Here is a 23,959-nt window from a genome sequence, read left to right as displayed (position 1 = left end):
CGTTGAAAGATGGGATTTTCCGAAAGCGAAAAATTGAAAATAACCTCAGCTGTCACATCCTGCGGCGGGGAAGCGCACTTTTTTGACCGGACCGTTTCCACAAATTCGGTCTTACGTGAAATGGGGCGGAACGGCGTGCGTGATGGCACAACCGTTATCGCAGACACCCAGACGGGCGGACGCGGACGCAAGGAAAGACGTTGGGTTTCACCCACGGGCGGCAACCTTTTTATGTCAATGCTTTTCCGCCCGGATTTGAGCCTCGCAGTGTGCCCCGCGACAACATTTATGGCGTCTCTCGCGCTGTCAGATACTTTTGACGGCTTCGGAATGAAGTCTGAAATCAAGTGGCCCAACGACATACTCGCAGACGGCGGAAAAATCGCGGGCGTCCTGTCGGAAGTTGAGCCCGCAGGAGACTTGTGCGACTTCATAGTCATCGGCATCGGTGTCAACATCAATCTCTCGCGCGAGAACATTGACAACCTTATGAAAGATTTTTCAGACCGCGCGACTTCAATGTCGGAAATCCTCGGACACGATGTTGACAGAGGCGAATTTACATCGGCGCTTATCAAAAACCTTTTCGTGCAAAACACCGATCTCGTATCAAAAGGACACAACTGGACGGTCGCGCGGTGGGCGGCACGATGGGGGAAACTAAACGAAACCGTGAAAATAAACGATGACGGCACGGAGATTGAAGGGGTGGCGAGAAAGGTTGACGCTCACGGCTTTCTTCATCTTGAAACGCAAGACGGAAACCTTGTAAAAATCGTGTCGGGAGATGCTGAGTGAAAAATATTGTCGCCTATTTTATTGTGTTGTAGTATTCGGTGCGTGAAAAACCATAGCGAAAGAAACGGTCGTGCCGCGTTCACGCTTGTTGAGCTTCTAATAGTTCTCATAATCATCGGCGTTCTTGCGGCGCTCGCAATTCCAAACTTCATCGGCACAAAAAGCGCGGCGAATGAGTTGAGCGCGAAAAAAATGCTTCAAGTGCTCGGCTCGGCGGAACTGCAATTCGCCATTCAGGATTCGGACGGAGACGGCATTCAAAACTATGTTGACAAAATCGGCGACCTGACGCAGGCGCCTTCACTGCGTTGCCCCAAAAGTTCGGGACGGAGTTGCGGCTCTTTTGACGCCCTCGTTGATGAATCCTTTGAAGGCGCGGATTCGGGCTCGGGGTCTTCGGCGGTGTGCGAAAAAGCCAAATCCGGATACTGCATAAAAACAGATTTTGACTCTCAAAGCGGTAGCGGCTCGGCGGACGGGCTTTATGTCGCGGGCTTCGGGTGGCAGGCGTCTCCCATAAGCATCGGGGTTACGGGTAAAAAAGACTTCGCCATTTACGAAGACGGGGTAATCAGGTGTGAAATCATTAACTATGAAAGCGACAGGGGCGCGGCGGGGTCTTTCACGGCGAACAGGGATTCAGAACCCTGCCCGTAGAAAATGTCAGGGTTGATAGCAATATATTCGGATTTCGGTTCACGGGACTATTTCGCGGGCGTTATGAAAGGGGTTATCCTCTCAACAAATCCCGATGCGCACCTTGTGGATTCAGCCCGTGAGTTGGACAGTTTTGATGTCCGGCGCGCCGCGTTTGTGATAAAAAACTCATACCTGTTTTTCCCGCCTCAAACCGTTCACCTCGCCGTTGTTGACCCCGGAGTTGGAAGCGGCAGAAGACCCATCGCCGTTCAGGCGGGCGAAAATCTTTTTGTCGGTCCGGACAACGGAATATTCACTTATGTTTTCAAGGATTTTCCCTCATTTTCCGCTTATGAAATAGAAAACCCCGCATACACGCTCAAAGCGACCGGTTCCACATTTCACGGCAGGGATATTTTTGCTCCCGCCGCAGCGCATTTGTCTTTGGGCGTAAAACCTGCGGAACTCGGACGTGCGGTTGAAAAACCCGTCATGCTTGAAGTCTCAGAAACGGTCATCCTGAGTGCGGAAACTGCTGAAGGAGTTGCCGTTTACGCGGACGCGTTTGGAAATCTCATATCAAACATCGCGGCGGACGGCATTGAAAATCCGGTTAAAATTGAAATCGCGGGCGCGTTCATAGACGGCGTTTCGGACTCTTATTCAAGTCGCGCGCGAGGGGCGGCGGTGGCAGTCAGGGGAAGTTCGGGCTTTTTGGAAATCGCGGTCAACCGGGGAAGCGCGCTTGAGCGTTTCGGAGGCGAGGGAACAAAAATCATCGTAAGAAAGAGAACTTGAAAAATGAAAATTGAAGCAACAACCGTAACCGTGCCGCCTGAATTTGCCGGAAAAAGAGCGGATTCCGCGCTCGCGCTCATTTTGCCGCAGAGCCGCTCACGCATCGCGGCCCTTATCAAATTGGGCGAAATCCTTCTGAACGGCGTGAAGTTCAAACCTTCGATGATATTTGAGGGCGGAGAAAAAGTGGAGTTCCGCCCCGCCCCGCCCGAGCCGGATATTGCGCTGCCGGAGAACATTCCGCTTGATGTCATCTTTGAGGACAATGACATTGCCGTTATAAACAAACCGGCGGGCATGGCGATTCATCCCGGAGCGGGACGCAAAAGCGCCACAATCGCGAATGCTCTCGCTCACAGATACTCAAACCTCTCAAAAATCGGCGGCGCGCAAAGACCCGGCATAGTCCACCGTCTGGACAAAGACACTTCGGGCGTGATTGTGGTCGCCAAAAATGACGTGTGCCATGCCGCTATTGCGGCTCAGTTTGCCGGTCGCTCGGTGCGCAAGGAATACTTGGCGATTGTGCTCGGAGAGATAAAAGAAAACTCCGGCGTTTTCTCCTCAAAGATAGGAAGAAGCCCGTCCAACAGAAAAAAAATGTCGGGCAAAAATCCCGTAAAAGCGCGCGATTCAGTTACGGAATGGAAGACGGTTGAAAGATTGCACGGATGGACTTTTATGAAAATTAAACCGAAAACCGGCAGAACTCATCAGATAAGAGTTCACTTTGCCGAAGCGGGGCATCCGGTCGCGTGCGACCCGCTTTACGGCGGAAAAAAATCTCCGGGTGCGTCCGGGCTGTCAAAGGTTTTGCGCAGGCAGGCGTTGCACGCGGCGAGCATATCCTTTGTTCATCCGGCATCGGGCGAAGAAGTGAGTTTTTCCGTCCCGCTTCCCGAAGACATGGCTGCCGCGGTGGAGTTTTTGAAGGCGGAAGAGAGAAAGTGAGAAACGGAAATCCACATTCCGGAAAAACTTTAATGTGCTCAGGCTCTGAGGTTTTTAGCGGGAAAGCGGCTTTTGTGTTAATGTAATTGTTTTAGCGAGGTTCGTATGCAAGTTGTTTGTATGATTGAAAACGAAGACTATTGGAACCTTAATTCAATAGTGAGTTCGGGCAAGGAAGTTGATTCCTACGGATACAGGTTTGTAGCCGGAGACCCTTCAGGCTCCGCGCCGCCCGTTACCATAGTGGTGATTGAGCTCGCCAACGCGACTTTCTCGGTCGGGTTCATAGTCAAAGACGATTTCACTGAAAAGGAACTGATTCTCGGCTACATCTGCCAGCAGGCTCCCGACAAGCAGATTCCCATCAAAACGACAATCTCGGACGAGGTCAAAAAGGTTCAGTATGAGGGCAACGAGTTACAGAGAATTGAGTATGTTGGGCTTTCCCTTGAAAAATTTTACGAAAACAGGGGCGCGAAATTCTATCTTCTTGATTTGAGGGGATAAGCGCGTCATTTCGCGGAGAGACAATGAAACAATCACGAAAAAAGATCGTGCTTGCCTACTCCGGCGGGCTTGACACTTCAATCATCGTCAAGTGGCTTATCGCCGAATATAACGCCGATGTAATCGCATTTATTGCCGATGTCGGGCAAAACGAAAACATAAAAGCCGCGCGCGAAAAAGCTCTTGCCACAGGCGCGAGCAAGGTAATTGTTGCAAACCTCAAAGAGGAGTTTGCGCGGGATTTCGTTTTCCCCGCGCTCAAAGCGGGGGCGGTTTATGAAGACTCTTATCTGCTTGGAACCTCGCTCGCCCGCCCTCTTATCGCGCGCAGGCAGATAGAGGTCGCGCTCAAAGAAAAAGCGTTCGCCGTTTCCCACGGAGCAACCGGAAAGGGAAACGATCAGGTGCGTTTTGAACTTGTTTATCACGCTTTCGCGCCTAATATGCGCATCATTGCGCCTTGGCGCGAGTGGGATTTTTCATCGCGCGCGGACCTGCTCGGTTTTGCAAAAAAGCATGGAATCAAAATCCCATTAACAAAAAGCAAGCCATACAGTTGCGACAGAAATCTGTTTCACACAAGTTATGAAGGCGGCATTTTGGAAGACCCGTGGGTTGAGCCGGACGAGGCGATGTTTGAAATGACCGCGTCCGCGCAAAAAGCCCCCGGCAAACCCGAATATGTCGAAATAGATTTCGTAAAGGGCGCGCCCACGCGCTTGAACGGCAAAAAACTTTCGCCGGCGAACCTGATTATGCGCCTGAATAAAATCGCGGGCAGGCACGGAATCGGACGCACGGACATTGTTGAAAACCGCTTTGTCGGGATGAAATCGCGCGGAGTTTACGAAACGCCCGCGGGAACCGTTCTCCACGCCGCTCACAGGAGTGTTGAGTCTATCACCGTTGACCGCGAGGTAATGAGGGTTAAGGACTCTCTTGCGCTGAAAATCGCAGAAATTATTTACTACGGGTTCTGGTATTCGCCGGAAATGGAAGCGCTCATGAAAACGGTTGAGCAATCGCAGAAAAACGTAACCGGCACGGCGCGCGTAAAACTGTTCAAAGGCGCGGTTTCGGTTGTGGGAAGGAAGTCGCCGAAGTCTCTTTACAGCCCCGCGCTCGCCACTTTTGAAAAAGATGACATCTATAATCAGGCGGACGCAGGCGGGTTTATAACCCTCAATGCGTTGCGGCTTAAAGGAAAGCGCGGCGGATAAGAATTGACCGTTGCCGCGAGAAGTTTCCCGCCCGTTCTGCCTGAAAATCCGCGAATTCTCATACTCGGCTCAATGCCCGGCACCCGCTCACTTCAGGCGGGCGAATATTACGCGCACCCTCAAAATCTGTTCTGGAACATAATGGGCGAGATTCTGTCGTTTCCGCCGTCAGACCCATACGGCAAGCGCGTCGCCGCGCTTGAAAAAAACTCGGTCGCGCTTTGGGACACACTCAAATTCTGCGAAAGGCGTGGAAGTTTGGACTCAAACATCAACCCCGCGAGCGAAAAAGTCAACGATGTAGCCGCCTTGTTGGAGCAAAACCCGTCCGTGCGGGCGGTGTTTTTCAACGGACGCAAACCCGAACAGGTTTTCAAATCCCGTATCGCGTCGCAAATGGACGGACGCGTGAGCGGCCGCCTTCACTTTGAAACACTGCCGTCAACAAGCCCCGCAAATGCGGGTGTCACAAAAAAGCGAAAAACCGAGTTTTGGAAAAAATCGCTGACGCGGTTCGCGCTTGCGGATTCCGTTACAATTTAAGACGCAATGGAAAAACATTGCGATTTCCTGATAATCGGCGCGGGCATTATGCGCTCGGCTTGCGCGCGCTCAATACGGTTTTACGAGCCGATAGCCGATACCGTCTCATAAACAGTCCCGCCATTACCGGCTTCACGGTGAAAAAACCGACCGGAAACTGCGGGAAAAACTTCCGCTCTACCGCGAGTGTGGACTGAGTGTTGATGTTTACGGCGTGGCGGAAGCGCGCGCCTGATTGAGAAAGGGAATTTTGGCGCTGAATTTGCAAGCGCGGAGCATCTTTTGCGCGGCAGACCCGAGGGTCCCGTGTTCGAAGACCCGCATCTGTAAAACCTCCGTTCAGTAGTTCTTGACACATCCCCCGCCGTGTATAGAATCTTGCGCGTTCGCGCGTCGGGGTTCCTCCCGTATGCCGAAACGCCATAAGCCGAACAGGATATTGAAACAGAATATGCCGCTAAAAAAGACAGTTGTATTTTTTGTTGTTTTGCTACACTGCGCGGCGGCTTTTTCCATAACGGACACCGCGCAACTCAAACAGGTGGGGATAACGGAAAAACTCGGAGAGCAAATCCCCGGCGACATATCCCTTGTGAATCATCTTGGAGAAAAACGGAATATCGGACAGTTCTTTGACGGGCAAAGACCCGTTCTTTTGAACCTTGTGTTTTACACTTGCCCTCATAACTGCCGTTTCGCGATGCAGTTTCTCACGGAAACCGCGAACGCGCTCGCGGACAGGGTTGACTCCCTGAAAATCGGCGATGATTACAGAGTTCTGACCGTAAGTTTTGATGAGACGGACACAAGCGAAATCGCGGCGCGCAAGGCGGAGGAAAACCGCACCATTCTCACTTACAAAGAAGGCAGGGAAAATTTGCTTTTCTTCACCGCCGGACGCAGTGAAATCAAACGGATTACCGAAACCGCGGGATTCGAATTCAGAAAAGAGGGAGAGATGTTTGACCATCAGTCCGCGCTAATTGTTTTGACTCCGGAAGGCAAAATCGCCCGCTATCTTTACGGCATTCAGCATTCCCCCTCAGACGTCAAACTCGCATTGATTGAAGCGTCAGACGGGAAAATCGGCGGAGGCGGCATAATTAACAAAGTGCTTCTTTTCTGTTATAAATTTGACCCCGTTGGCAAAAAATACGCGCTTCGAGCAATAAATATAGTAAAACTCTCCGGAGTAGTTACACTCTTGGTTCTCACGGTTTTCCTTTACAGAATGTGGAGACGCAAAGCATAAAAGGTCGGAGGTTGTTAGTCCTTAAATGAACAGTTGGTTGCCGGAAGCAGCATCGGAAATTGCGCCCAGAGTTGACAATGTTCTGATTGCCGTAACCGTTATTTCATTCATATTTTTCATAATCATTTCGGTGGTTCTTGTCGTCTTCGCGGTGAAATACAGAAGGAAAACGGCAAACGACAGAACGCCGAGCATCACGGGAAATGAGCCGCTTGAAATAGCATGGACGGTTGTGCCGTCCATAATTCTTGTGGCTATTTTTATACACGGCCTTGTTGTGTTCAATGAACTTAGAACTCCTCCGAACGAAGCGGTTGAAGTTACGGTAGTCAGCAAGCAGTGGCTTTGGCAGTTTGAATACCCCAACGGCAAAAAAACCATAAACGAACTCAATGTTCAGCAGAACCTGCCCGTAAAAATGATAATGAGGTCTGATGACGTTCTGCACAGTCTTTTCATTCCGGCTTTCAGGGTCAAACAGGACATCCTGCCCGGAAGGTTCACACAGCTCTGGTTCACCCCGACCAAGGTGGGCTCATTCATCATCTTCTGCGCTGAATACTGCGGGACGGGGCATTCGCAGATGCTTGCGCGTGTGAACGTCATGAGCCCGGAAGCGTTCGCCCGCTGGGAGGGTAAAGGTGGCACGGACACGGCTTCAACCGGAAGTTTTTCATCTCTTCCGGCGCACCAAAGGGGCGAAAAACTCTACAAAAACAGGGGTTGCAACGCCTGCCACAGCATAGACGGAAGCCCCGGAATCGCGCCTACTTTCAAAGGTGTGTTTGGCAGAATTGAGGAACTTAAAGACGGAAGCAGTGTGCGCGCCGATGAGAATTACCTTATAGAGTCCATTTACGAACCGCAGGCAAAGATGGTCGCCGGCTACGAGCCGGTGATGCCGTCATTCAAGGGAATACTCTCCGAAAGTGATGTTTCGGATATCATAGAGTATGTGAAAACATTGAAGTAGAGAGGAGAATACAATGCCGGAAAACAACACACAAGCCGCTCACACTCCTTATTTCGCTCACGGCGGAACAGGGCTGTGGACATGGTTGACATCCACCGATCATAAACGCATCGGGCTGATGTATCTTGGAAGTCTGCTTTTTTTCTTCGCGCTTGCGGGAGTAACCGCGCTTCTTATGCGCTATGAACTCGCCACGCCCGAAGCCGATGTTTTTTCGCCTCACACATACAACGTTCTGTTCACCCTCCACGGCTCAATAATGGTGTTTTTCTTCATTGTTCCGGGGCTCGCGGCGTCTTTCGGCAACTTCCTCATACCTCTTATGATAGGCGCGAGAGATGTGGCGTTTCCGAAGTTGAACATAGCAAGCTACTGGATATACCTTGCCGGAGCCGCGATTCTCCTCTACGCCCTTCTCGGCGACACCGTTGACACCGGCTGGACATTCTACGCGCCATACAGTGTAAAGAGCGGAACGAACGTCATTTTGATAACTTTCGGGATTTTTGTTCTGGGATTTTCGTCAATTCTGACGGGGATGAATTTCATAGTTACGATACACAAACTCCGCGCGCCCGGAATGAACTGGGGACGGTTGCCGCTGTTTATATGGGCGTCATACGCGACCTCCATTCTGCAGTTGCTCGCAACTCCCGTTGTGGGAATCACGTTACTTTTGCTAATCGCGGAGAGAACTCTCGACATCGGTTTCTTTGACCCCGCCAAGGGCGGCGACCCGATTTTGCTGCAAAACTTCTTCTGGTTTTACTCCCACCCCGCCGTTTACATAATGATCATTCCGGGGATGGGCGTCATATCGGAGATTATTCCGGTGTTTTCAAGAAAGCCCATTTTCGGCTATAAAGCCATCGCGTTTTCCAGTTTCGGAATAGCGATAATCAGTTTCCTTGTGTGGATGCACCACATGTTTGTGAGCGGAATTTCGGTGCTCGCGGCGCAGGTGTTTTCATTCATAACAATGCTTGTCGCCATACCGACAGCCGTGAAAGTGTTCAACTGGATCGCCACGCTTTACAAAGGCTCCATATTGCTCGCCTCACCGATGCTTTACGCGCTGTCGTTTATTTTTCTGTTTACGGTCGGCGGACTGACGGGCGTTTTCCTCGGCGCGCTCGCCGCGGATGTCCACCTGCATGACACATACTTCGTTGTGGGGCATATGCACTACGTTATGTTCGGCGGAACCGTTATGGCGTTCTTCGGCGCATTGCACTACTGGTTTCCGAAAATGTTCGGCAGAAACTTCAATGAGCGGGTTGCGAAACTGGCGTGGTTTCTGGTCTTTATCGGTTTCAACCTGACCTTTTTCATTCAGCACACAATGGGCACTCAGGGAATGCCGCGCAGATATGCGAGTTATCCCGATGAGTTCACCACAAGCCACCTGATTTCAACCTACGGCTCGTGGATTCTGGGGCTTGGAATAATCCTGATGTTCGCGAATCTGTTGCACGGAGTGTTCAAGGGCGAAAAAGCGGGAGACAACCCTTACGATTCAGTTTCTCCCGAATGGCAGACCAAATCGCCGCCGCCTCACGAAAACTTTGAAAAAATCCCGACCTTTACGGACTGGACTTACGGGTACGGTGAAAAATAAACATGTCTGACGCGACACACGAAAGCCACGACCTTGACCCGGTAACCGAATACCAGTCTTCCAAACTTGGAATGTGGCTTTTTCTCGGAACCGAGATTCTGCTTTTCGGCGGGCTCTTTGCCGCCTACGTGCTTTTCAGAGCAAAGTTTCCCGAACTTTTTCATGAAAGCAGTCTGGAACTTAACGTAACGCTCGGCGCAACGAACACGATTATTCTTATTTTCAGCAGTTTGACGATGGCTCTCGCGGTTGTGGCTTCAAAAGCCGGAGACACGCGCAAAGTCCTCATCTACATCGCAATAACGATAGTGTGCGCTCTGGCGTTCGGAGTAAACAAATACTTTGAATACGGCGCGAAGTTCGACCACCACATCTACCCGGACACGAACATATTTTTCGCCCTTTACTTCATGATGACCGGGTTGCATATGATTCACGTTTTTGTGGGAATTGTTCTACTGGTCGGGATTTTTGTTCTCGCGCGCAGGAGAGTTTTTAGCGCGAAATACAACACGCCGGTTGAGCTTGTGGGGCTTTACTGGCACCTTGTGGACCTGATTTGGATATACCTTTTTCCGTTGCTCTATCTCATTGGCTGACCGGAGGAAAAAATGTCAACGCAAGAAAACACACAACACGACGACCACTCGCACGGAATACGGCAGTATGTGGTTGTGTGGATTACGCTTATGGCGCTAACCGTGCTAACGGTCTGGAGCGCGGGCAAAGATCTGGGCGGCTACCTGAACATAACAGTCGCGATGGTAATCGCTTCGGTCAAAGCGGGCATAGTCGCACTCTATTTTATGCATTTGAAATTTGAGGACAAACTCACCTGGGTTTACGCCATCTATCCGCTTTTTCTGCTTTTCCTCCTCATAGGATTCACAATGTTTGAAACCTTTACGCGCATTCCCGCGGTGGATTAAATGCTCGCACGTCTTTCGATCATTTCGCTTGTTGTTCTTCTGGTCTGGGGAAACGTTGTCGCGGGCTTGAAGGTCGGGCTCGCGTGCCCTGACTGGCCGCTTTGTCACGGCAAAGTCATTCCGCCCCTGCATTGGGACATATACGCGGAGTTTCTGCACCGCGTCATCGGAGCGTTCACGGCGGTTTTGATAATCTGGCTTTCGGCTCGCCGCTTCAAATCCTACGAGGGAGCGAAAAAAGCGATTCCGGCGGGCGCGGTTGTTCTGCTGCTTTTTCAGATTGTTCTCGGCGGGCTTGTTGTTCTGCTCAAAATCCCGACCGATTTAACCACGCTTCATTTCGCAAACGGCGTGTTGATATTCTGTCTCGTGCTTTACATGAGCCGGTTTGAAAACGACTCGCGCGGCGGGCTCGCGCTTTCGGGAATCGGAGGAGTATGGTTTGTTTTCGCCGCGATTGTTTTCATTCAAGCGGTTCTTGGGGCGCTTGTGCGCCATTCGCACGCCGGTCTCGCTTGCGGGCTTGATTTTCCGAAATGCCTCGGCGCGTGGTTTCCACCCGAACTTTCGGGCACGGTTCTGTATCATTTTTCGCATAGAATTCTTGCGTATTTGATAACTCTGTTCGCGATTGGAATAGCGGTTTTCGGTGACGGAAAATCAAGAAAAGCCGCCTATGTAATTCTCGGTTCGGTTTTTATTCAAATTATCATCGGGGTCGGAATGATTCATTCCGGATTGCAGTTTGTCGGCACAGCCCTTCATCTTCTTGTCGGCTTGCATATTCTTTCATACGGGCTTACGAGATGGTTTGACAGTGAAACCTCCACTTAAAAGGCAATGAAAAATCCCATCCGCGAAATAGTTGTTTCAACGGTAATCCTCTCAAAACCGGGAATTATCCTGAGCGTGGTGTTCACGGGATTTGCCGGAATGGTTTTGTCTCAAAAAGGCATTCCGGCGCCGGGTATCGCACTGCTGGGCTGTTTGACCCTCATGGCAAGCGCGGCGGGCGCGGCGATTTTCAACAACTTTCTTGACAGAAAATCCGACAAACTGATGAATCGGCTGAGCGCGAGAGTAAGCGCGCTTGAACGGCTCGGAGAGGAAAACTCCGTCATTGTTTCGTGGACTATGATAGCGGGCGCGACAGTTGCTTCCGCAATTTGGATAAACGCCCTCAACGCTTTTCTTATCGTGCTTGCCGCGGTGAGTTACACGGTTTTATACACAATGTTTTTGAAGCGCAATTCGCCGTTCGGCACAGTTCTGGGCGGAATTCCGGGAGCGTTGCCGGTTTTAATCGGATACACGGCAATACGCCCCGTGATAGAAACCGAGGCAATTATTCTTTTCACTTTTATGATGCTCTGGCAGCCGCCCCACTTCTGGGCGCTCGCGCAGAAATACAGCGGTGAATATGAAAAAGCGGGCATCGCCGTTCTGCCGGTCGCGTTCGGCGAAAAATACACAAACATTTTGATTATCCTTTATTCAATCTCCCTCATTCCGCTGACTCTGATTATGTCACTCATGGGCATAACTTCGGGCTACTTCGCCGCAGTCGCGCTCGCGCTGGGCGTTTATTTCAACATAACGGTCGTAAAATGCGCGATAGCAAACAAGGGATACGAAGGCGCGTTCGGCGCGTCAATCGTCTATATGTTGCTGATAATGACCGCGCTTATTGTGGATATCGCAATGAGACAAAGAGAGATTGATAGGTTGATGGAGTTTGTGTGAGGGGGTTTTTGGGATTGAGAATGTGACAGGTAAAATGTGATTATGGCAAAGGAAAAGAAAGTCCGGGTAGAAAAAAGAAAAAATGATATTGTTCAGGTGAAAAATCCAAGAAGCGGACACTACATAAAAATTGACAGAACTCTCGGCGTAATTGTTTCCAGTAAAAAATCTGATGGTCCTTATAAAAACATACCAATCGCCAGAAAACCGTTACTTAAAAAGAAAAAAAGTCTGAAATACAAAACCGCTGAAGAAAAGAAATCAGTGCCTCTGGTACTGATGGAAAAGTCTCAATATGCCACCAACAAATGTGTTTTCCGTAATGATGATGCCGGTGTGTGGCTCTACCAAACAAACTGCCTGGAATTCATGGACAAATTGATTGAACAATACCCAACGGGCAAATTTGATATGGTTTTTGCCGATCCCCCATACTTTTTATCCAATGGAGGTATAAGTTGTCACGCTGGGAAAATGGTTAAAGTGGACAAGGGAAGTTGGGATAAATCTAAAGGAGCGAAATTGAATCACGAGTTCAATCTGGCGTGGTTATCAAGATGTCAGAAACTTCTTAACCCAAACGGCACAATCTGGGTGTCGGGAACACACCATGTTATCCATTCCATTGGTTACGCAATGCAACAGTTACGAATGAAGGTATTAAATGATATTACGTGGGAAAAACCGAACCCTCCTCCTAATCTGTCTTGCAGATATTTCACTCACTCAACAGAAACCGTGATCTGGGCGGCAAAAAATGAAAAATCCAAGCATAATTTTCATTATAAAGAAATGCGTCAGGAAAACTGCGGAAAGCAAATGAAAACCGTATGGAACATGAAAGCGCCTGGCAAGGAAGAAAAAAAGTTTGGAAAACACCCAACCCAGAAACCATCTTCATTGCTCGAACGAATTATTCTGGCAAGCACAAACCCGAATGATTTAATCTTTGACCCTTTTGCCGGAAGTTCAACAACCGGAGTAGCCGCCGTTACTAACAAAAGAAAATTTGTCGGTTGCGAACTGGAAACAAACTACATAAAAACATCGACAAAACGCCTGAAAAATGCAATAAAAGAAAACAACGAAAAACTGAATTTTTAAGGACTATTGAATGAAAACCGGAGGGAAATATGGAGGAAATACAATTACAGGATTAAACTTTGAAAAAAAAGTTGATTTCCTAAATCTTCTTGAAAAGATTCCAAACTATAAAGTTGTCAAATCCTCAAAAAATGCGGGGCATGAAGTTCGCTATTCAGGTGAACTTGTCGCCAGATGCTTCAAAAAACACGATTTCTATAAATTCTTAAATGAACACAAGATTGATTGGACAAAACTGATTTCCAAACGCTTATTACCGGATAACGCTTTGCTTGTGATTGTCCGAGAGACCTTGTTTATTATAGAAGTAAAGTATCAACAGGTTGCCGGTTCAGTTGACGAAAAACTGCAAACTTGTGACTTCAAACGCAAACAATATCTAAAACTGGTTAACCCAATAGGATTAAAAGTCGAATATGTGTATGTGCTTAACGATTGGTTCAGAAAACCGGAGTATAAAGATGTTTTAGACTACATAAACAGCGTTAACTGCCATTATAAATTTAACGAGTTGCCGTTAGCGTGGTTGGGATTGCCGGAAAAACAGTAGAGAAAAAAACAAGGATATTCCTCTAATCATTTCCCCTTCAAATACTCCACATAGCCCTCTTTTTCCAACTTCTCAAACTTCTTTTTAACTCCGTCCGCGAGGGATTTTTTGAACTCAATCAGTTTTTTTCTGAGTTTGCCGTCTTTGACCGCGAGAATTTCCGCCGCGAGAATTCCGGCGTTTTTTCCGCCGTCAACCGCAACTGTGGCAACCGGCACGCCCGAAGGCATTTGAAGAATGGACAAAACCGAATCCACGCCGTCAATTGAGTTTGACGAGTTAATCGGCACACCGATTACCGGAAGCGGCGAAATGGACGCTATCATTCCCGGCAGATGCGCCGCGCCGCCCGCTCCGGCGATTATGACCTCAATTCCGCGCTCATGCGCTTTTTTCGCGAAATCAAAAAGCCGTTCGGGAGTCCTGTGGGCGCTCACGATTGTAACTTCGGTCGCAACGCCCGTCTCTTCCAGAAACGCCGCCGCCTCTTTCATAACTTCAAGGTCGGAATCCGACCCCATAACAATGCTTGCAACCGGTTTACTCATGACACCACACGTAGATTTTGTTTAATAAAACGCGCTTTTTCAAAGGCGCTCTCAAGATTTTTGTCAACAACCGTAACGTGCCCCATCTTCCTGAACGGCTTTGTGTGCTTTTTGCCGTAGATGTGAAAATTCGCCCCGTTCACTTTCATACATTCCTCCAACCCCTCGTAAACCGCATCTCCCTCATGCCCCGGCTCTCCGAGAAGGTTCACCATAACGGATGGGTTTTTGAGGTTTGTGTCTCCAAGCGGAAGCCCAAGAACCGCCCGCAGGCACTGCTCATATTGTGAAGTGACGCACGACTCTATTGTGTGATGACCGCTGTTGTGCGGGCGCGGCGCGGACTCATTCACCAGAATTTCGCCGCCGGACGAAAGAAAAATCTCAACCGCAATTATTCCTCGTAAATCAAGCGCTTGCGCGATTTCAACCGCGACTTTTTCCGCTTTGTTGAGTGCCCCGGGGTCAACATCTGAAACCGGACACGCGAGAAATTCCACAAGATTCGCCTCGGAATTGAACATCATCTCAACGGGCGGGAAACAGACCGTTTCGCCGCTTGCGCTCCGCGCCACAATAACGGACAGCTCCTTTTCCACGTCAATCAATTCCTCAACAACCGAAGGTCCGTCAAGCAGGTTCTCAAGGTCTGATTCGGAGCGCACGATAAATATGCCGCGCCCGTCATAACCACTTGTGCGGAGTTTCTGCACAAACGGGATTTCAGCCCCGCCACCGGAGACGGCTTCCCTTATTTCGCGTGCGGAGTCAAAAAGCGCAAATTCCGGCGAAGCGATTCCATTTTTCCGGTAAAACTGTTTCTGAATCCCTTTGTCCTGTATGAGAGAGATAATTTCCGGCGAAGGATTTGTCTGCACTCCCTCCGCCGCGAGTTGCTTCAACGCTTCCGTGTTCACATGTTCTATTTCTATGGTGAGCGCGTCTGCGGAGCGCCCGAAGCGCAGAACGTCTTCAGAATTTCTGAAATCCCCTTGAATAAACTCCGAACACACGCCCGCCGCCGGACAGTCGGGGGAAGGGTCAAGAACAAGAGTCGGCAGATTCCATCTGCCCGCCGCGAGGCACAGCATCTTGCCAAGCTGTCCGCCGCCGAGAATTCCGAGCCGTGTTTTTATGCCGCCTGTGCCGGTTCGGTTCATTGTTAAATTCTATCCTAATATGGCTTCAAGTTCGGCGGGGCTTTCAATGAGATGCCGCGCGCCCGCGGATTCAAGTTCATCCCTGCCTCTGAATCCCCACAGCACACCCACCGGAAGCATCCCCGCAGACACCGCCGTTTCCATGTCTATCGCGGAATCTCCAACAAGTGCGGCTTTTTCCACCTCAACCCCTATGCGTCCGCAAACGCCCAGCGCGCCTGCGGGGTCGGGCTTTCTGGGAGTGCCCTCTCCGTGCCCGACGACTTCGGAAAATTCCCACCGCGAAAGAAGTGTCTGCGCGATTTTTGAAGTCATTTCCTGCGGTTTGTTGGAAAGAACGGCAACCTTCACACTTTTTGAGCAAAGGACGGAAAGCGCCTCGGCAATTCCGTCATAAAGTTTCGTGTGGATGTCAAAAGCGCGCCGGTAAAAAATCATAAAACTCTCAACGCACTTGTTCACCTGCTCCGCGGACGCGCCGTCAGGAAGCGCTTTTTTCATCATCGCCGCCGCGCCTTCGCCGATAAAAAACCTGTATTCGTCAAGCCCGCGTTCGGCAAACCCGTTCGCGCTTAAAGACATGTTGGCGGCGTGCGCAATGTCGGCAACGGAATCTATAAGCGTTCCGTCAAGGTCAAAAATTACGACTTCGTATCTCAAAACGCTTTTTCAGTCCGCCCCTCTCAAGTATTTTGTTTTCAACTCTTCAATCGCTTCGGGCTCGCCGACAAAAGTTACCGAATCGCCTTCTTCAAGAATTGTGAGCGGACCCGGAACAACGGTCTGTCCGCCGCGCCTCACAAGGGCGACCAGACATCCTTGCGGAAGCCGCGAATCTTTAAGCGGCTTACCCGTGAGCGAATGCGCCGCGCTGTCCCACTTTCCGATATTAACGGTGATTATCTGCTCGCTGCGAGTGAATATCGCCCGCAGGTCATCCTCTCCGGCGGCGGACAGCCAGTCAGTAAAAAAGCCCTGCGCTTCAACAATACTGGCCATTCTCGCGAGTATTCTTAAGTGCAGATTCGTGTCATCGGACGGACTGATGAGGAAAAACAGCGCTCTGGCTTTCGGCACTTGCAGGCCGGGCGACTCCGGGTCGGGAGGCATTTGAACTCCGGCGCACGAACGGACCATCACAATTTCCATTTTGTCAATCCCGTCAAGCCGTAAATGCGGAAGCGCGACTCCTTCTTCGGTAACGGGCGTTATGCCGACACCGGCGCCATGTATAAAACGCCGCTCAAGTTCGCGCGAACCGAACCTCTTTATTCGCCTTCCGAATTCCTCGGACGCCATGTTCACGACCGTCTCAAAATCAACTCCGTCCTTATTCTCCAAATCAATCACCGCGCTTCCGGCCATAAGGCGGTCAAACGGGTCGTCTTTTCTCAACCCCTTCTCTTTGAGTATTCCCCTGAGTTCGGTGTCCAGCCCCCCGTATCTTGAGCGTCCCAGATTCTCAAACATATGGAATATCGCGCCGTCCCTTTTGAGTTTTTTGCGAATGTAAAGCCGGTACCACAGCATGCACACGACCACGACCACGGCAGTGAACAGTTTTGAGGAAATTCCCACGCTTGAAAACAGCCATAGCGATGACACAACCCCCGCAATTTGCATCCAGGGATAAAACGGCGACCTGTATCCGGGGTCGTAACCCTCAATCCTGCTTTCCCGCATCACGATGACCGAAAAACACAGAATGGCGAAAACAAAAAGCTGGAACGCGCTGGCGAGTTTTACAATCTTCGCGGGGTCAAGAAACACGAGAATGAGAGATATGAACACGACCGTGAGAATCAGGCTGTAAATGGGAGTGCCGTTGTGCGAAATTTTCGCGAAAACGCGCGGTATAATGTCATCGCGACTCATTGCGAGGGGATAGCGTGACGCGGTGAGAATTCCCGCGTTGGCGACTGAAATAAACGCCGCAATTGCCGCGAGCGAAATCAGGTAGAGACCCGTTTCGCCAAAAATCGCCTGCGCGGCATCGGCGGCAAGAGTCGGGTTTCCAAGAAGCCCTCCGAGCGGAATTACACCGACCATCACCAGAGTTCCAAGTCCGTAAACGAGAACCGAAACGCCAAGCGCGTAGAACATTCCGAGCGGAATTGTTCTTTCGGGATCTTTCACCTCTTCGGACAGACTTGTAACCTTCGTTATCCCCGCGTAACTGATGTAAACCATTGCCGAGGTGGACAAAAGCGCCTGCGCGGGAAAATCAAAAAATGTTGAAAGATTTGAAGGCTCAATCTTTGTAACGCCGCCCGAAACGAAGACCGCGAGAATTAGAACAAGCACACCGACAAGCCATTTTTGAAACTCGCCGCTTGACTTCGCGCTGATCCAGTTAATCAAGCCCAGAGCGATTGACGCCAAAATTGAAATAGGCACAATGTGTTCACTGTATTGGGGGAAAAAGAGCGCAATATAAAAGCCCATTCCTATGAGCGCAAAACCGGATTTAAGAACAAGCGCAAGCCAGCTTCCAATGCCGCCGACAGTGCCGAAAAGAGGACCCAGAGAGCGGTCAATAAAGTAATAGGCGCCGCCCGCCCTGGGCATGGCGGTTGAGAGTTCGGCTATGCTGAAAACGACCGGAATGAGCGCAAAAACCGCAACCAGATACGCAATAACAACCGATGAACCAAGCCCGTATTCACTCGCCGCAAATCCGGGGAGAAGGAAGAATCCCGCGCTCAAACTCGTGCCCGCCGCGAGAGCGAAAATGTCTTTCACGCCAAGTTCTTTTTTCAGTTTTTTTGAATCTTCAGACATTGAATTCCCGGCTCCGGTGCTAACCCGAAAAAAGCGACACAAGGCTGAATATTGGCAGATACATGGAAATCACTATAACCGAGACCGCAACGCCGACAATAAGGGTTGCCGCACTTTCAACCGAGGACTGAACCGACAAAGACAGCAGGTCCGCCTCCTGCTGATAATTGTCAGCGAGCCCTTCAAGCACGCGCGGAAGTTTCCCGCTACGCTCTCCCGCATCAACCATTGAAACAAACACGGCGGGAAACAGCCGCTCTGAGCCGAACGATTCCGCCACTCCCCCTCCCCTGACCATCTTGCGCGCCGCGGCAATCACCGCGCTTGAGAAAAAGCGGTTGTTAGACGAGGAAGAAACAACTTCAAGAGCGGAGACAAGCGGAACTCCTCCCCGCAAGAGGGACGCAAGCGTCCGGCAGAACCGCGCCAGAATTGACCTGTGCACCATCGCGCCAAAAACCGGCATGAAGAAAAGCATGCGGTCAAAAAACATCGCCGCGTGTCCGCCGCGCCGGTAAAGCGCGATTGGAACAATTACCGAAAGCGCGGTGAAAACGGCGATATACGCGAGGTTTGATTTCAAAAAAACCGCCGAGCCCACAACCGCGCGGGTTAAGGCGGGAAGAGGCGCCTGCATATCGCTGAACACTTGCGCGAACACGGGCACAAGAAACGACATTGCGAGAAAAAGAACAATCACGGAGGTAACCACAATCGTTAGGGGATAAACCATCGCCGCCTTCATCTTTTTTATAAACACTTCCGATTTCTGAAGACTGTCGGCAAAATCCGCCATAATTTCGCCCATATCACCGCCGCTTTCCGCTGCGCGCACAAGCCCCGTGTAAAGAGGCGAAAACGCTTCGGGACACTTCTCAAGAGCGGAGGAAAAACTTTCTCCGCGCCGCACTGAAAGAGCAACCTTCTCGATGATTTTCTTAAACCGCGCGTCCGTCTCCTGAGTCGCGAGAACATCAAGCGCGTACGATATGTCAATTCCCGCGCCCGTCATAACGGAAAACTTTCTCGTAAATGCGTAAACCGCGGAACGCGAAACCGCACCTGTGTGGATTTCCATTTTGAGAAGTTTCACCGCGCGCTTCAAAAAACCCGCAACGGTTGCGTGATTTCTCATAAAACCGGCCACGCCCTATGCCTCCTTGTTTGAATCGGGCGGAGTGTTCTTCACCACCTCTTCAAGTGTTGTTATTCCGAGCGCGAGTTTGCGAATCGCGTTCCGCCTCATCGTGTTTATCCCCTTGTCCGCCGCCCACCGCCGCATCTCGCTCAGAGACGCCCGGCGGGCTATCATCTCTTTGAGTTCTGAATCAACAACGGCGACTTCATAAACCGCCTCCCTCCCCCTGTATCCGGTTGAGGAGCAGTTGTCGCAACCCGCGCTCTCATACACCGCGTCTGCGGGACATTGCTTTTCGGATATGCCGGCAGACTTAAGGGCGGCGGAGTTTACGGCGGCGGGCTTTTTGCAGGAGGGGCAAATGACCCGCACAAGCCGTTGCGCGACAACGGCGTGAAGAGAAGACGCGACAAGAAACGGCTCAATGCCCATGTCAAGCAGGCGGACGACAGACGAAAGCGCGTCCGAGGTGTGGATTGTGGAAAACATCAGATGCCCCGTGAGAGACGCTTTGACGGCGATGTCGGCGGTTTTGGAATCCCTGATTTCGCCAACCAGAATCACATCGGGATCCTGCCGCAGAAAATTCCGCAGGCATTCGGAGAAAGTAAGCCCGATGTTCTCGCGTATCTGCACCTGATTTATTCCACTCAAGTTGTATTCAATCGGGTCCTCTGCGGTAACGATGTTAATCTGCTCGCTTTTTATCTCCTCAAGAACGGAGTAAAGGGTCGTGGTTTTTCCACTCCCCGTGGGACCCGCAATAAGCACCATTCCGTTTTCGGCTCTGACAGCTTTTTCAAAATCGGCGAGTTGCGAATCTTCAAATCCCAGCTGTTTGAGACTGAAATTGAGAGGGCCTTTGTCAAGAATACGTATGGCTATTTTCTCGCCAAAAGTTACGGGCACAACCGAAACCCTGCATTCAAAATCGTCTCCGCGCGAAGTCCGGAAATTCATCTGTCCCTGCTGAGCGCGCCTTTTCTCAGCGATATCCAGTTCGCACATAACCTTGATTCTGGAGGTTAGAATTGGGGCGATTTCAATGGGAAGACGGTGAAAAACGTAGAGCACGCCGTCAATTCTGTATCTGACCCTGAGTCCCTCTTCATACGGCTCAAGATGCACATCACTTGCTCTTTTGGAAAACGCCTCCTCAATAATGGAACCGGCAAGCCGGACAACCGGGGAGGAGATTGAAAAATCGGCGTCCGCGCGAAGCGCATATGCGCCACTCGAAACGCGCGCCACTTCCTCAATCACACCGCGTATGGAATCTTTGCTAAAAACACCCGACTCGTCCCCGGCTCCGTAGTTTTTTTCTATGAGGTTTTGAACGGTGTCGGAAGAAACGGGCACAAAATCCGCACTGCTTCCGTAGCGGAACTTTACATAGTCCAGCACTTCGGGAGCCGCGCCGGGCGCGACCGCCACAATCACTTTGCCGTTTTTTCTGTAAACGGGAATCGCTCCGTGCTCACGGACAAAGTTCTCCGGAAACGCCGCAAGTAAATCAGAATCTATCCTCGTGTCCATTCTCACCGGGCTATTTTCTGCCCCGCGGAAACCGCCTGCGGAAAACTGTTTACTCATCATCCGGTCGTCTGAAAAAGTTGGTTTGAGGGAACAATATACCAAAAAACTCCAAGCGGCGGCGGGAAATCAATATCGCTTTTCAATTCCGCCCGTTTAGTGTTAGTGTTAGAATTGATTTTCCGCTTCCGGCTCGAAAATGACCTTTCAAAAACTCATACTTTCACTTCAAGATTTCTGGGCAAAACAGGGTTGTATGATTGTGCAGCCGGGCGACACGGAAAAAGGCGCGGGAACCTTTAACCCGCACACTTTTCTGCGCTGCCTCGGGCCCGAGCCGTGGAAAGCGGCTTATGTGGAGCCGTGCAGAAGGCCTACGGACGGCAGATACGGCGACAACCCCAACCGGCTTCAGCACTACTACCAGTTTCAAGTGCTGATAAAGCCGTCTCCCGAAAACATTCTGGAGATGTATCTCAAATCGCTTAAATCATTCGGCATAGACCCGATGAAGCACGACATACGGTTTGTTGAAGACGACTGGGAATCACCGACACTTGGCGCGTGGGGGCTGGGCTGGGAAGTCTGGCTGGACGGAATGGAAATTACACAGTTCACCTATTTTCAGCAGGCGGGCGGCGTTGACCTTGACCCGGTATCGGCTGAAATAACTTACGGAACGGAAAGAATCGCGATGTATTTGCAGGAAGTTGACAACGTTTTTGATCTGGAATGGGACGGCGGAATTTCCTACGGTGAAATACACAAGGAAAGCGAGTTTGAGTTTTCAACCTATAACTTTGAGATGTCAGACCGCAAAATGCTAACGGATTTATTCAAGCAGTTCGGAGGAGAATGCGAAAAACTCGCGAACGCCGGTCTGCCTCTTCCCGCCTATGAATACTGCATGAAGTGTTCGCATGTTTTTAATCTGCTTGACGCGCGCGGCGCGGTGGGAATTGCCGAGCGGGAGAACTACATCGCGAAGGTGCGCACTCTGGCGGCGGCTTGCTCTCAGGCGTGGCTCAGAAAACGCGAAGAGTTGGGATTTCCCCTGCTCGCCGCCGGAAAAACGAAACGATGAAGAAAGATCTTTTCATTGAACTCGCGGTGGAGGAAATTCCGTCCGCGATGGCGCCGGAAATCGCACGCGGTCTGTCGGAAGGTTTTGAAAACCGCCTGCGGGAGTTGAACGTGGGTTTAAAAAAAACCGTATGCCTTCACACGCCCCGACGCTTCTCGCTGATGATAGAGGGACTGGAGCCGCGCGGAAAAGACACGCTGGTTGAGAGTTTTGGACCTGCGGAAGCCGCGGCTTTCAATCCGGACGGCTCGCCCACCAAAGCCGCGATTGGATTTGCCCGAAGCAAGGGCGTGAAAGTGGAAGACCTTGAAACAGCCCAGCGCGAGCGCGGCAGGTTTCTTGTGTTCCGGCGGAAAACAAAGGGCGAAGATTCGGGGCGTATAATCGCACGGGAAACGCCCGCGATTATAGCGGCGGTTCGCTGCGCAAAATCAATGAGATGGAACGGGCAAAGCGCGGTATTTGCAAGGCCCATAAGGAAAATATCGTGCTTTTACGGCGGCAAACCGCTCAAAATTGAAGCGCCCGGAATACCCTTTTCAAACACTGTTTCAGGGCACAGATTCGCGGGAGGCAAACCCTTCAAACCCGCCGGCTGGAAGCCGTATCTTCAATTTTTGAGAAAAAACTTTGTCATCGCCGACCCCGAAGAGCGGCGCACGCTGATTGAAAAAGAGGTCGCGCGCGAATGTAAAAAACTCGGCGGCGTTTTCAGACGGGACGACGAATTGCTTGATACCGTCTGCGGACTTGTGGAACACCCGCTTGTTCTCTCTGGAAATTTTGAGAAAAAGTTTCTTGAACTGCCGCAAGAGGTTCTTACAAGCGTGATGAAAAACCACCAGAAATACTTCCCCGTATTTTCAACATCGGGCGGACTCATGCCGCATTTTGTGTTTGTGTGCGGAACTCCCGTCAAAGACGCAAGCGCGGTAATCAAGGGAAACGAAAGGGTGTTGCGCGCGCGGTTCGTGGACGCGGAGTTTTTCCACACAGAAGATTTAAAGAAACCTCTCCGGGACAGAACCGGCGAACTTGAATCAATGATTTTTCTCTCAGGGCTTGGAACCTACGGCGACAAAACCGCCAGACTTGAAAAAATCGCCGCCGAACTCGCGCTCAAGACCGGTAAAAAGACGCTTGTGAACAAACTGAAAAAATCCGCACGCCTTTCAAAAGCCGATCTCGCAACACAGATGGTTTTTGAAATCCCCGAACTGCAAGGCGTTATGGGCGGACACTATGCCTCAAAACAGGGCGAAGACAAAGACGTTGTCGCCGCGATTGAGGAACACTATATGCCGACCGCAAGGGACTCGGAGATTCCCGCAACGGACGCGGGCGCGCTGCTGGCAATAGCGGACAAAATTGACAATATCTGCGGCTGTTTCTATCTGGGAATGAAACCGAGCGGTTCGTCCGACCCGCTCGCGCTCAGAAGGCAGGCAATCGGGCTTATACGGACGGCGCTTGATAAGAATCTTGATTTCAGCCTCGCCGGACTCATTGACTTCACGCTCAATTTGTTGAAAAAAGCGTCCTATTCAGCCGCTCCCGTAACGGACATAAAACAGGTTGGCGCCGAAGCGCGGGATTTTATCGCCGAAAGGTTCAGAAGCGTTATGGCACATGAAGCGAAAGCGGACTCCCTTGAAGCGGTTATCTCCGCGGGCTTTGACGGCGTAACGGACTGCGGGCGGCGGCTTGCCGCGCTTGAAGGCGCAAGAAAGTCAAAATCATTTATGACACTCGTGGCGTCTTTCAAAAGGGTCGTGAACATTCTCAAAGATGGCACGGACGGGAAAGTCAATCCGAAACTGTTTGAAAATGACGAGGAAAAAACGCTCTGGAAAGCGGTTGAAAAGATTGAAAAAACCCCCGTCAAGAGCGGTTACGAAGCACACCTGAAACTGATAGGGTCTTTGAGCAAACCCGTTGATGCGTTCTTTGAAGGCGTGATGGTAATGCACTCCAACAAACGCATACGGAAAAACCGCATCGCCCTGCTCGGACACATAAAAGACCTGTTTTTCAAAGTCGGCGACTTGTCAAAACTGGACTCGTCAAAAGACTGACCGCGCCCCCCTGAT

At 50.8% G+C, this 23,959-nt stretch carries 24 protein-coding genes; 18 read left to right on the top strand and 6 right to left on the bottom strand.

Going from position 1 to position 23,959, the window contains the following annotated elements; all coding sequences use genetic code 11:
- Nucleotides 1–9: 9 nt before the first annotated feature.
- The 16 genes from GKS04_02385 (at nucleotide 10) to GKS04_02310 (ending at nucleotide 13,625) form a co-directional block, all read left to right on the top strand.
- Nucleotides 10–798, top strand: a complete 789-nt coding sequence (locus tag GKS04_02385) for a biotin--[acetyl-CoA-carboxylase] ligase (GenBank protein QMU56029.1) — start codon at nucleotides 10–12, stop codon at nucleotides 796–798.
- A gap of 3 nt (nucleotides 799–801) precedes the next feature.
- Nucleotides 802–1,455: a prepilin-type N-terminal cleavage/methylation domain-containing protein gene (locus GKS04_02380; protein ID QMU56028.1), complete on the top strand. Its 654-nt coding sequence runs from the start codon at nucleotides 802–804 to the stop codon at nucleotides 1,453–1,455.
- 3 nt (nucleotides 1,456–1,458) lie between these two features.
- Complete coding sequence (locus tag GKS04_02375; protein ID QMU56027.1) at nucleotides 1,459–2,235, top strand: hypothetical protein; 777 nt, start codon at nucleotides 1,459–1,461, stop codon at nucleotides 2,233–2,235.
- Between the two features lie 3 nt (nucleotides 2,236–2,238).
- Entirely contained in the window at nucleotides 2,239–3,186 is a 948-nt protein-coding gene (locus GKS04_02370) for an RluA family pseudouridine synthase (GenBank protein QMU56026.1), read from the top strand.
- A 120-nt stretch (nucleotides 3,187–3,306) separates the two neighbouring features.
- Nucleotides 3,307–3,693 (top strand): hypothetical protein, encoded by a 387-nt coding sequence (locus GKS04_02365; protein QMU56025.1) that lies wholly within the window; start codon nucleotides 3,307–3,309, stop codon nucleotides 3,691–3,693.
- A 23-nt stretch (nucleotides 3,694–3,716) separates the two neighbouring features.
- The gene (locus GKS04_02360) at nucleotides 3,717–4,913 is read left to right on the top strand and encodes an argininosuccinate synthase (GenBank protein QMU56024.1); all 1,197 of its coding nucleotides are present in this window, start codon (nucleotides 3,717–3,719) and stop codon (nucleotides 4,911–4,913) included.
- A 3-nt stretch (nucleotides 4,914–4,916) separates the two neighbouring features.
- Nucleotides 4,917–5,456 carry a DNA-deoxyinosine glycosylase gene (locus GKS04_02355; protein QMU56023.1) on the top strand — a complete coding sequence of 180 codons (540 nt, stop codon included), beginning with the start codon at nucleotides 4,917–4,919 and terminating at the stop codon, nucleotides 5,454–5,456.
- Between the two features lie 451 nt (nucleotides 5,457–5,907).
- Nucleotides 5,908–6,708: a hypothetical protein gene (locus GKS04_02350; protein ID QMU56022.1), complete on the top strand. Its 801-nt coding sequence runs from the start codon at nucleotides 5,908–5,910 to the stop codon at nucleotides 6,706–6,708.
- 25 nt (nucleotides 6,709–6,733) lie between these two features.
- A complete protein-coding gene (gene coxB / locus GKS04_02345) occupies nucleotides 6,734–7,681 on the top strand; it encodes a cytochrome c oxidase subunit II (protein ID QMU56021.1) in 948 nt (315 codons plus the stop codon).
- Nucleotides 7,682–7,694: 13 nt separating this feature from the next.
- Nucleotides 7,695–9,299 carry a cytochrome c oxidase subunit I gene (gene ctaD, locus GKS04_02340; GenBank protein QMU56020.1) on the top strand — a complete coding sequence of 535 codons (1,605 nt, stop codon included), beginning with the start codon at nucleotides 7,695–7,697 and terminating at the stop codon, nucleotides 9,297–9,299.
- Between the two features lie 2 nt (nucleotides 9,300–9,301).
- On the top strand, nucleotides 9,302–9,898 hold the full coding sequence (locus GKS04_02335) for a cytochrome c oxidase subunit 3 family protein (protein QMU56019.1): 597 nt from the start codon (nucleotides 9,302–9,304) through the stop codon (nucleotides 9,896–9,898).
- Nucleotides 9,899–9,910: 12 nt separating this feature from the next.
- Nucleotides 9,911–10,228, top strand: a complete 318-nt coding sequence (locus GKS04_02330) for a cytochrome-c oxidase (GenBank protein QMU56018.1) — start codon at nucleotides 9,911–9,913, stop codon at nucleotides 10,226–10,228.
- The gene (locus tag GKS04_02325) at nucleotides 10,229–11,062 is read left to right on the top strand and encodes a hypothetical protein (GenBank protein ID QMU56017.1); all 834 of its coding nucleotides are present in this window, start codon (nucleotides 10,229–10,231) and stop codon (nucleotides 11,060–11,062) included. It begins immediately after the preceding gene.
- A gap of 6 nt (nucleotides 11,063–11,068) precedes the next feature.
- Nucleotides 11,069–11,971: a protoheme IX farnesyltransferase gene (gene cyoE, locus GKS04_02320; protein ID QMU56016.1), complete on the top strand. Its 903-nt coding sequence runs from the start codon at nucleotides 11,069–11,071 to the stop codon at nucleotides 11,969–11,971.
- 369 nt (nucleotides 11,972–12,340) lie between these two features.
- Nucleotides 12,341–13,075 carry a site-specific DNA-methyltransferase gene (locus GKS04_02315; protein ID QMU56677.1) on the top strand — a complete coding sequence of 245 codons (735 nt, stop codon included), beginning with the start codon at nucleotides 12,341–12,343 and terminating at the stop codon, nucleotides 13,073–13,075.
- 10 nt (nucleotides 13,076–13,085) lie between these two features.
- Complete coding sequence (locus GKS04_02310; GenBank protein QMU56015.1) at nucleotides 13,086–13,625, top strand: hypothetical protein; 540 nt, start codon at nucleotides 13,086–13,088, stop codon at nucleotides 13,623–13,625.
- Nucleotides 13,626–13,651: 26 nt separating this feature from the next.
- Here the strand turns inward: GKS04_02310 and purE are convergent, their stop codons facing one another.
- From purE to GKS04_02280, 6 genes are read right to left on the bottom strand one after another with little or no spacing between them, the layout of a single operon-like run.
- A complete protein-coding gene (gene purE / locus GKS04_02305) occupies nucleotides 13,652–14,173 on the bottom strand; it encodes a 5-(carboxyamino)imidazole ribonucleotide mutase (GenBank protein QMU56014.1) in 522 nt (173 codons plus the stop codon).
- Nucleotides 14,170–15,333 (bottom strand): 5-(carboxyamino)imidazole ribonucleotide synthase, encoded by a 1,164-nt coding sequence (locus GKS04_02300; GenBank protein QMU56013.1) that lies wholly within the window; start codon nucleotides 15,331–15,333, stop codon nucleotides 14,170–14,172. The genes purE and GKS04_02300 overlap by 4 nt, the downstream gene beginning before the upstream one ends.
- 9 nt (nucleotides 15,334–15,342) lie before the next feature.
- On the bottom strand, nucleotides 15,343–15,993 hold the full coding sequence (locus GKS04_02295; GenBank protein ID QMU56012.1) for an HAD-IA family hydrolase: 651 nt from the start codon (nucleotides 15,991–15,993) through the stop codon (nucleotides 15,343–15,345).
- 9 nt (nucleotides 15,994–16,002) lie between these two features.
- On the bottom strand, nucleotides 16,003–18,114 hold the full coding sequence (locus GKS04_02290) for an amino acid permease (GenBank protein ID QMU56011.1): 2,112 nt from the start codon (nucleotides 18,112–18,114) through the stop codon (nucleotides 16,003–16,005).
- Nucleotides 18,115–18,133: 19 nt separating this feature from the next.
- A complete protein-coding gene (locus GKS04_02285; protein QMU56010.1) occupies nucleotides 18,134–19,249 on the bottom strand; it encodes a hypothetical protein in 1,116 nt (371 codons plus the stop codon).
- Nucleotides 19,250–19,264: 15 nt separating this feature from the next.
- Entirely contained in the window at nucleotides 19,265–20,848 is a 1,584-nt protein-coding gene (locus tag GKS04_02280; GenBank protein QMU56009.1) for a type II secretion system protein GspE, read from the bottom strand.
- Between the two features lie 136 nt (nucleotides 20,849–20,984).
- On the opposite strand from GKS04_02280, the gene glyQ reads away from it, so the two are divergent.
- Nucleotides 20,985–21,869, top strand: a complete 885-nt coding sequence (glyQ, locus tag GKS04_02275; GenBank protein ID QMU56008.1) for a glycine--tRNA ligase subunit alpha — start codon at nucleotides 20,985–20,987, stop codon at nucleotides 21,867–21,869.
- Nucleotides 21,866–23,944: a glycine--tRNA ligase subunit beta gene (locus tag GKS04_02270; protein ID QMU56007.1), complete on the top strand. Its 2,079-nt coding sequence runs from the start codon at nucleotides 21,866–21,868 to the stop codon at nucleotides 23,942–23,944. Before glyQ ends, GKS04_02270 begins: the two co-directional genes overlap by 4 nt.
- Nucleotides 23,945–23,959 lie beyond the last annotated feature (15 nt).

This window comes from Candidatus Mycalebacterium zealandia, from assembly GCA_014075295.1.
Lineage (GTDB): Bacteria > Desulfobacterota_D > UBA1144 > Nemesobacterales > Mycalebacteriaceae > Mycalebacterium > Mycalebacterium zealandia.
The sequence above is the reverse complement of the archived record's forward strand: the minus strand, read 5'-3'. Positions and strand labels throughout refer to the sequence as shown.

Excerpts from the sequence above, each read along its gene's own strand:
- GKS04_02375 (QMU56027.1), top strand. The coding sequence starts at position 1,459 with ATGTCAGGGTTGATAGCAATATATTCGGATTTCGGTTCACGGGACTAT.
- glyQ (QMU56008.1), top strand. The coding sequence starts at position 20,985 with ATGACCTTTCAAAAACTCATACTTTCACTTCAAGATTTCTGGGCAAAA.
- GKS04_02330 (QMU56018.1), top strand. The coding sequence starts at position 9,911 with ATGTCAACGCAAGAAAACACACAACACGACGACCACTCGCACGGAATA.
- GKS04_02365 (QMU56025.1), top strand. The coding sequence starts at position 3,307 with ATGATTGAAAACGAAGACTATTGGAACCTTAATTCAATAGTGAGTTCG.
- GKS04_02350 (QMU56022.1), top strand. The coding sequence starts at position 5,908 with ATGCCGCTAAAAAAGACAGTTGTATTTTTTGTTGTTTTGCTACACTGC.
- GKS04_02310 (QMU56015.1), top strand. The coding sequence starts at position 13,086 with ATGAAAACCGGAGGGAAATATGGAGGAAATACAATTACAGGATTAAAC.
- ctaD (QMU56020.1), top strand. The coding sequence starts at position 7,695 with ATGCCGGAAAACAACACACAAGCCGCTCACACTCCTTATTTCGCTCAC.
- GKS04_02335 (QMU56019.1), top strand. The coding sequence starts at position 9,302 with ATGTCTGACGCGACACACGAAAGCCACGACCTTGACCCGGTAACCGAA.
- GKS04_02315 (QMU56677.1), top strand. The coding sequence starts at position 12,341 with ATGGACAAATTGATTGAACAATACCCAACGGGCAAATTTGATATGGTT.
- GKS04_02300 (QMU56013.1), bottom strand. The coding sequence starts at position 15,333 with ATGAACCGAACCGGCACAGGCGGCATAAAAACACGGCTCGGAATTCTC.
- coxB (QMU56021.1), top strand. The coding sequence starts at position 6,734 with ATGAACAGTTGGTTGCCGGAAGCAGCATCGGAAATTGCGCCCAGAGTT.
- GKS04_02370 (QMU56026.1), top strand. The coding sequence starts at position 2,239 with ATGAAAATTGAAGCAACAACCGTAACCGTGCCGCCTGAATTTGCCGGA.
- cyoE (QMU56016.1), top strand. The coding sequence starts at position 11,069 with ATGAAAAATCCCATCCGCGAAATAGTTGTTTCAACGGTAATCCTCTCA.
- GKS04_02285 (QMU56010.1), bottom strand. The coding sequence starts at position 19,249 with ATGAGAAATCACGCAACCGTTGCGGGTTTTTTGAAGCGCGCGGTGAAA.
- GKS04_02385 (QMU56029.1), top strand. The coding sequence starts at position 10 with ATGGGATTTTCCGAAAGCGAAAAATTGAAAATAACCTCAGCTGTCACA.
- GKS04_02290 (QMU56011.1), bottom strand. The coding sequence starts at position 18,114 with ATGTCTGAAGATTCAAAAAAACTGAAAAAAGAACTTGGCGTGAAAGAC.
- GKS04_02325 (QMU56017.1), top strand. The coding sequence starts at position 10,229 with ATGCTCGCACGTCTTTCGATCATTTCGCTTGTTGTTCTTCTGGTCTGG.
- purE (QMU56014.1), bottom strand. The coding sequence starts at position 14,173 with ATGAGTAAACCGGTTGCAAGCATTGTTATGGGGTCGGATTCCGACCTT.
- GKS04_02280 (QMU56009.1), bottom strand. The coding sequence starts at position 20,848 with ATGATGAGTAAACAGTTTTCCGCAGGCGGTTTCCGCGGGGCAGAAAAT.
- GKS04_02270 (QMU56007.1), top strand. The coding sequence starts at position 21,866 with ATGAAGAAAGATCTTTTCATTGAACTCGCGGTGGAGGAAATTCCGTCC.
- GKS04_02360 (QMU56024.1), top strand. The coding sequence starts at position 3,717 with ATGAAACAATCACGAAAAAAGATCGTGCTTGCCTACTCCGGCGGGCTT.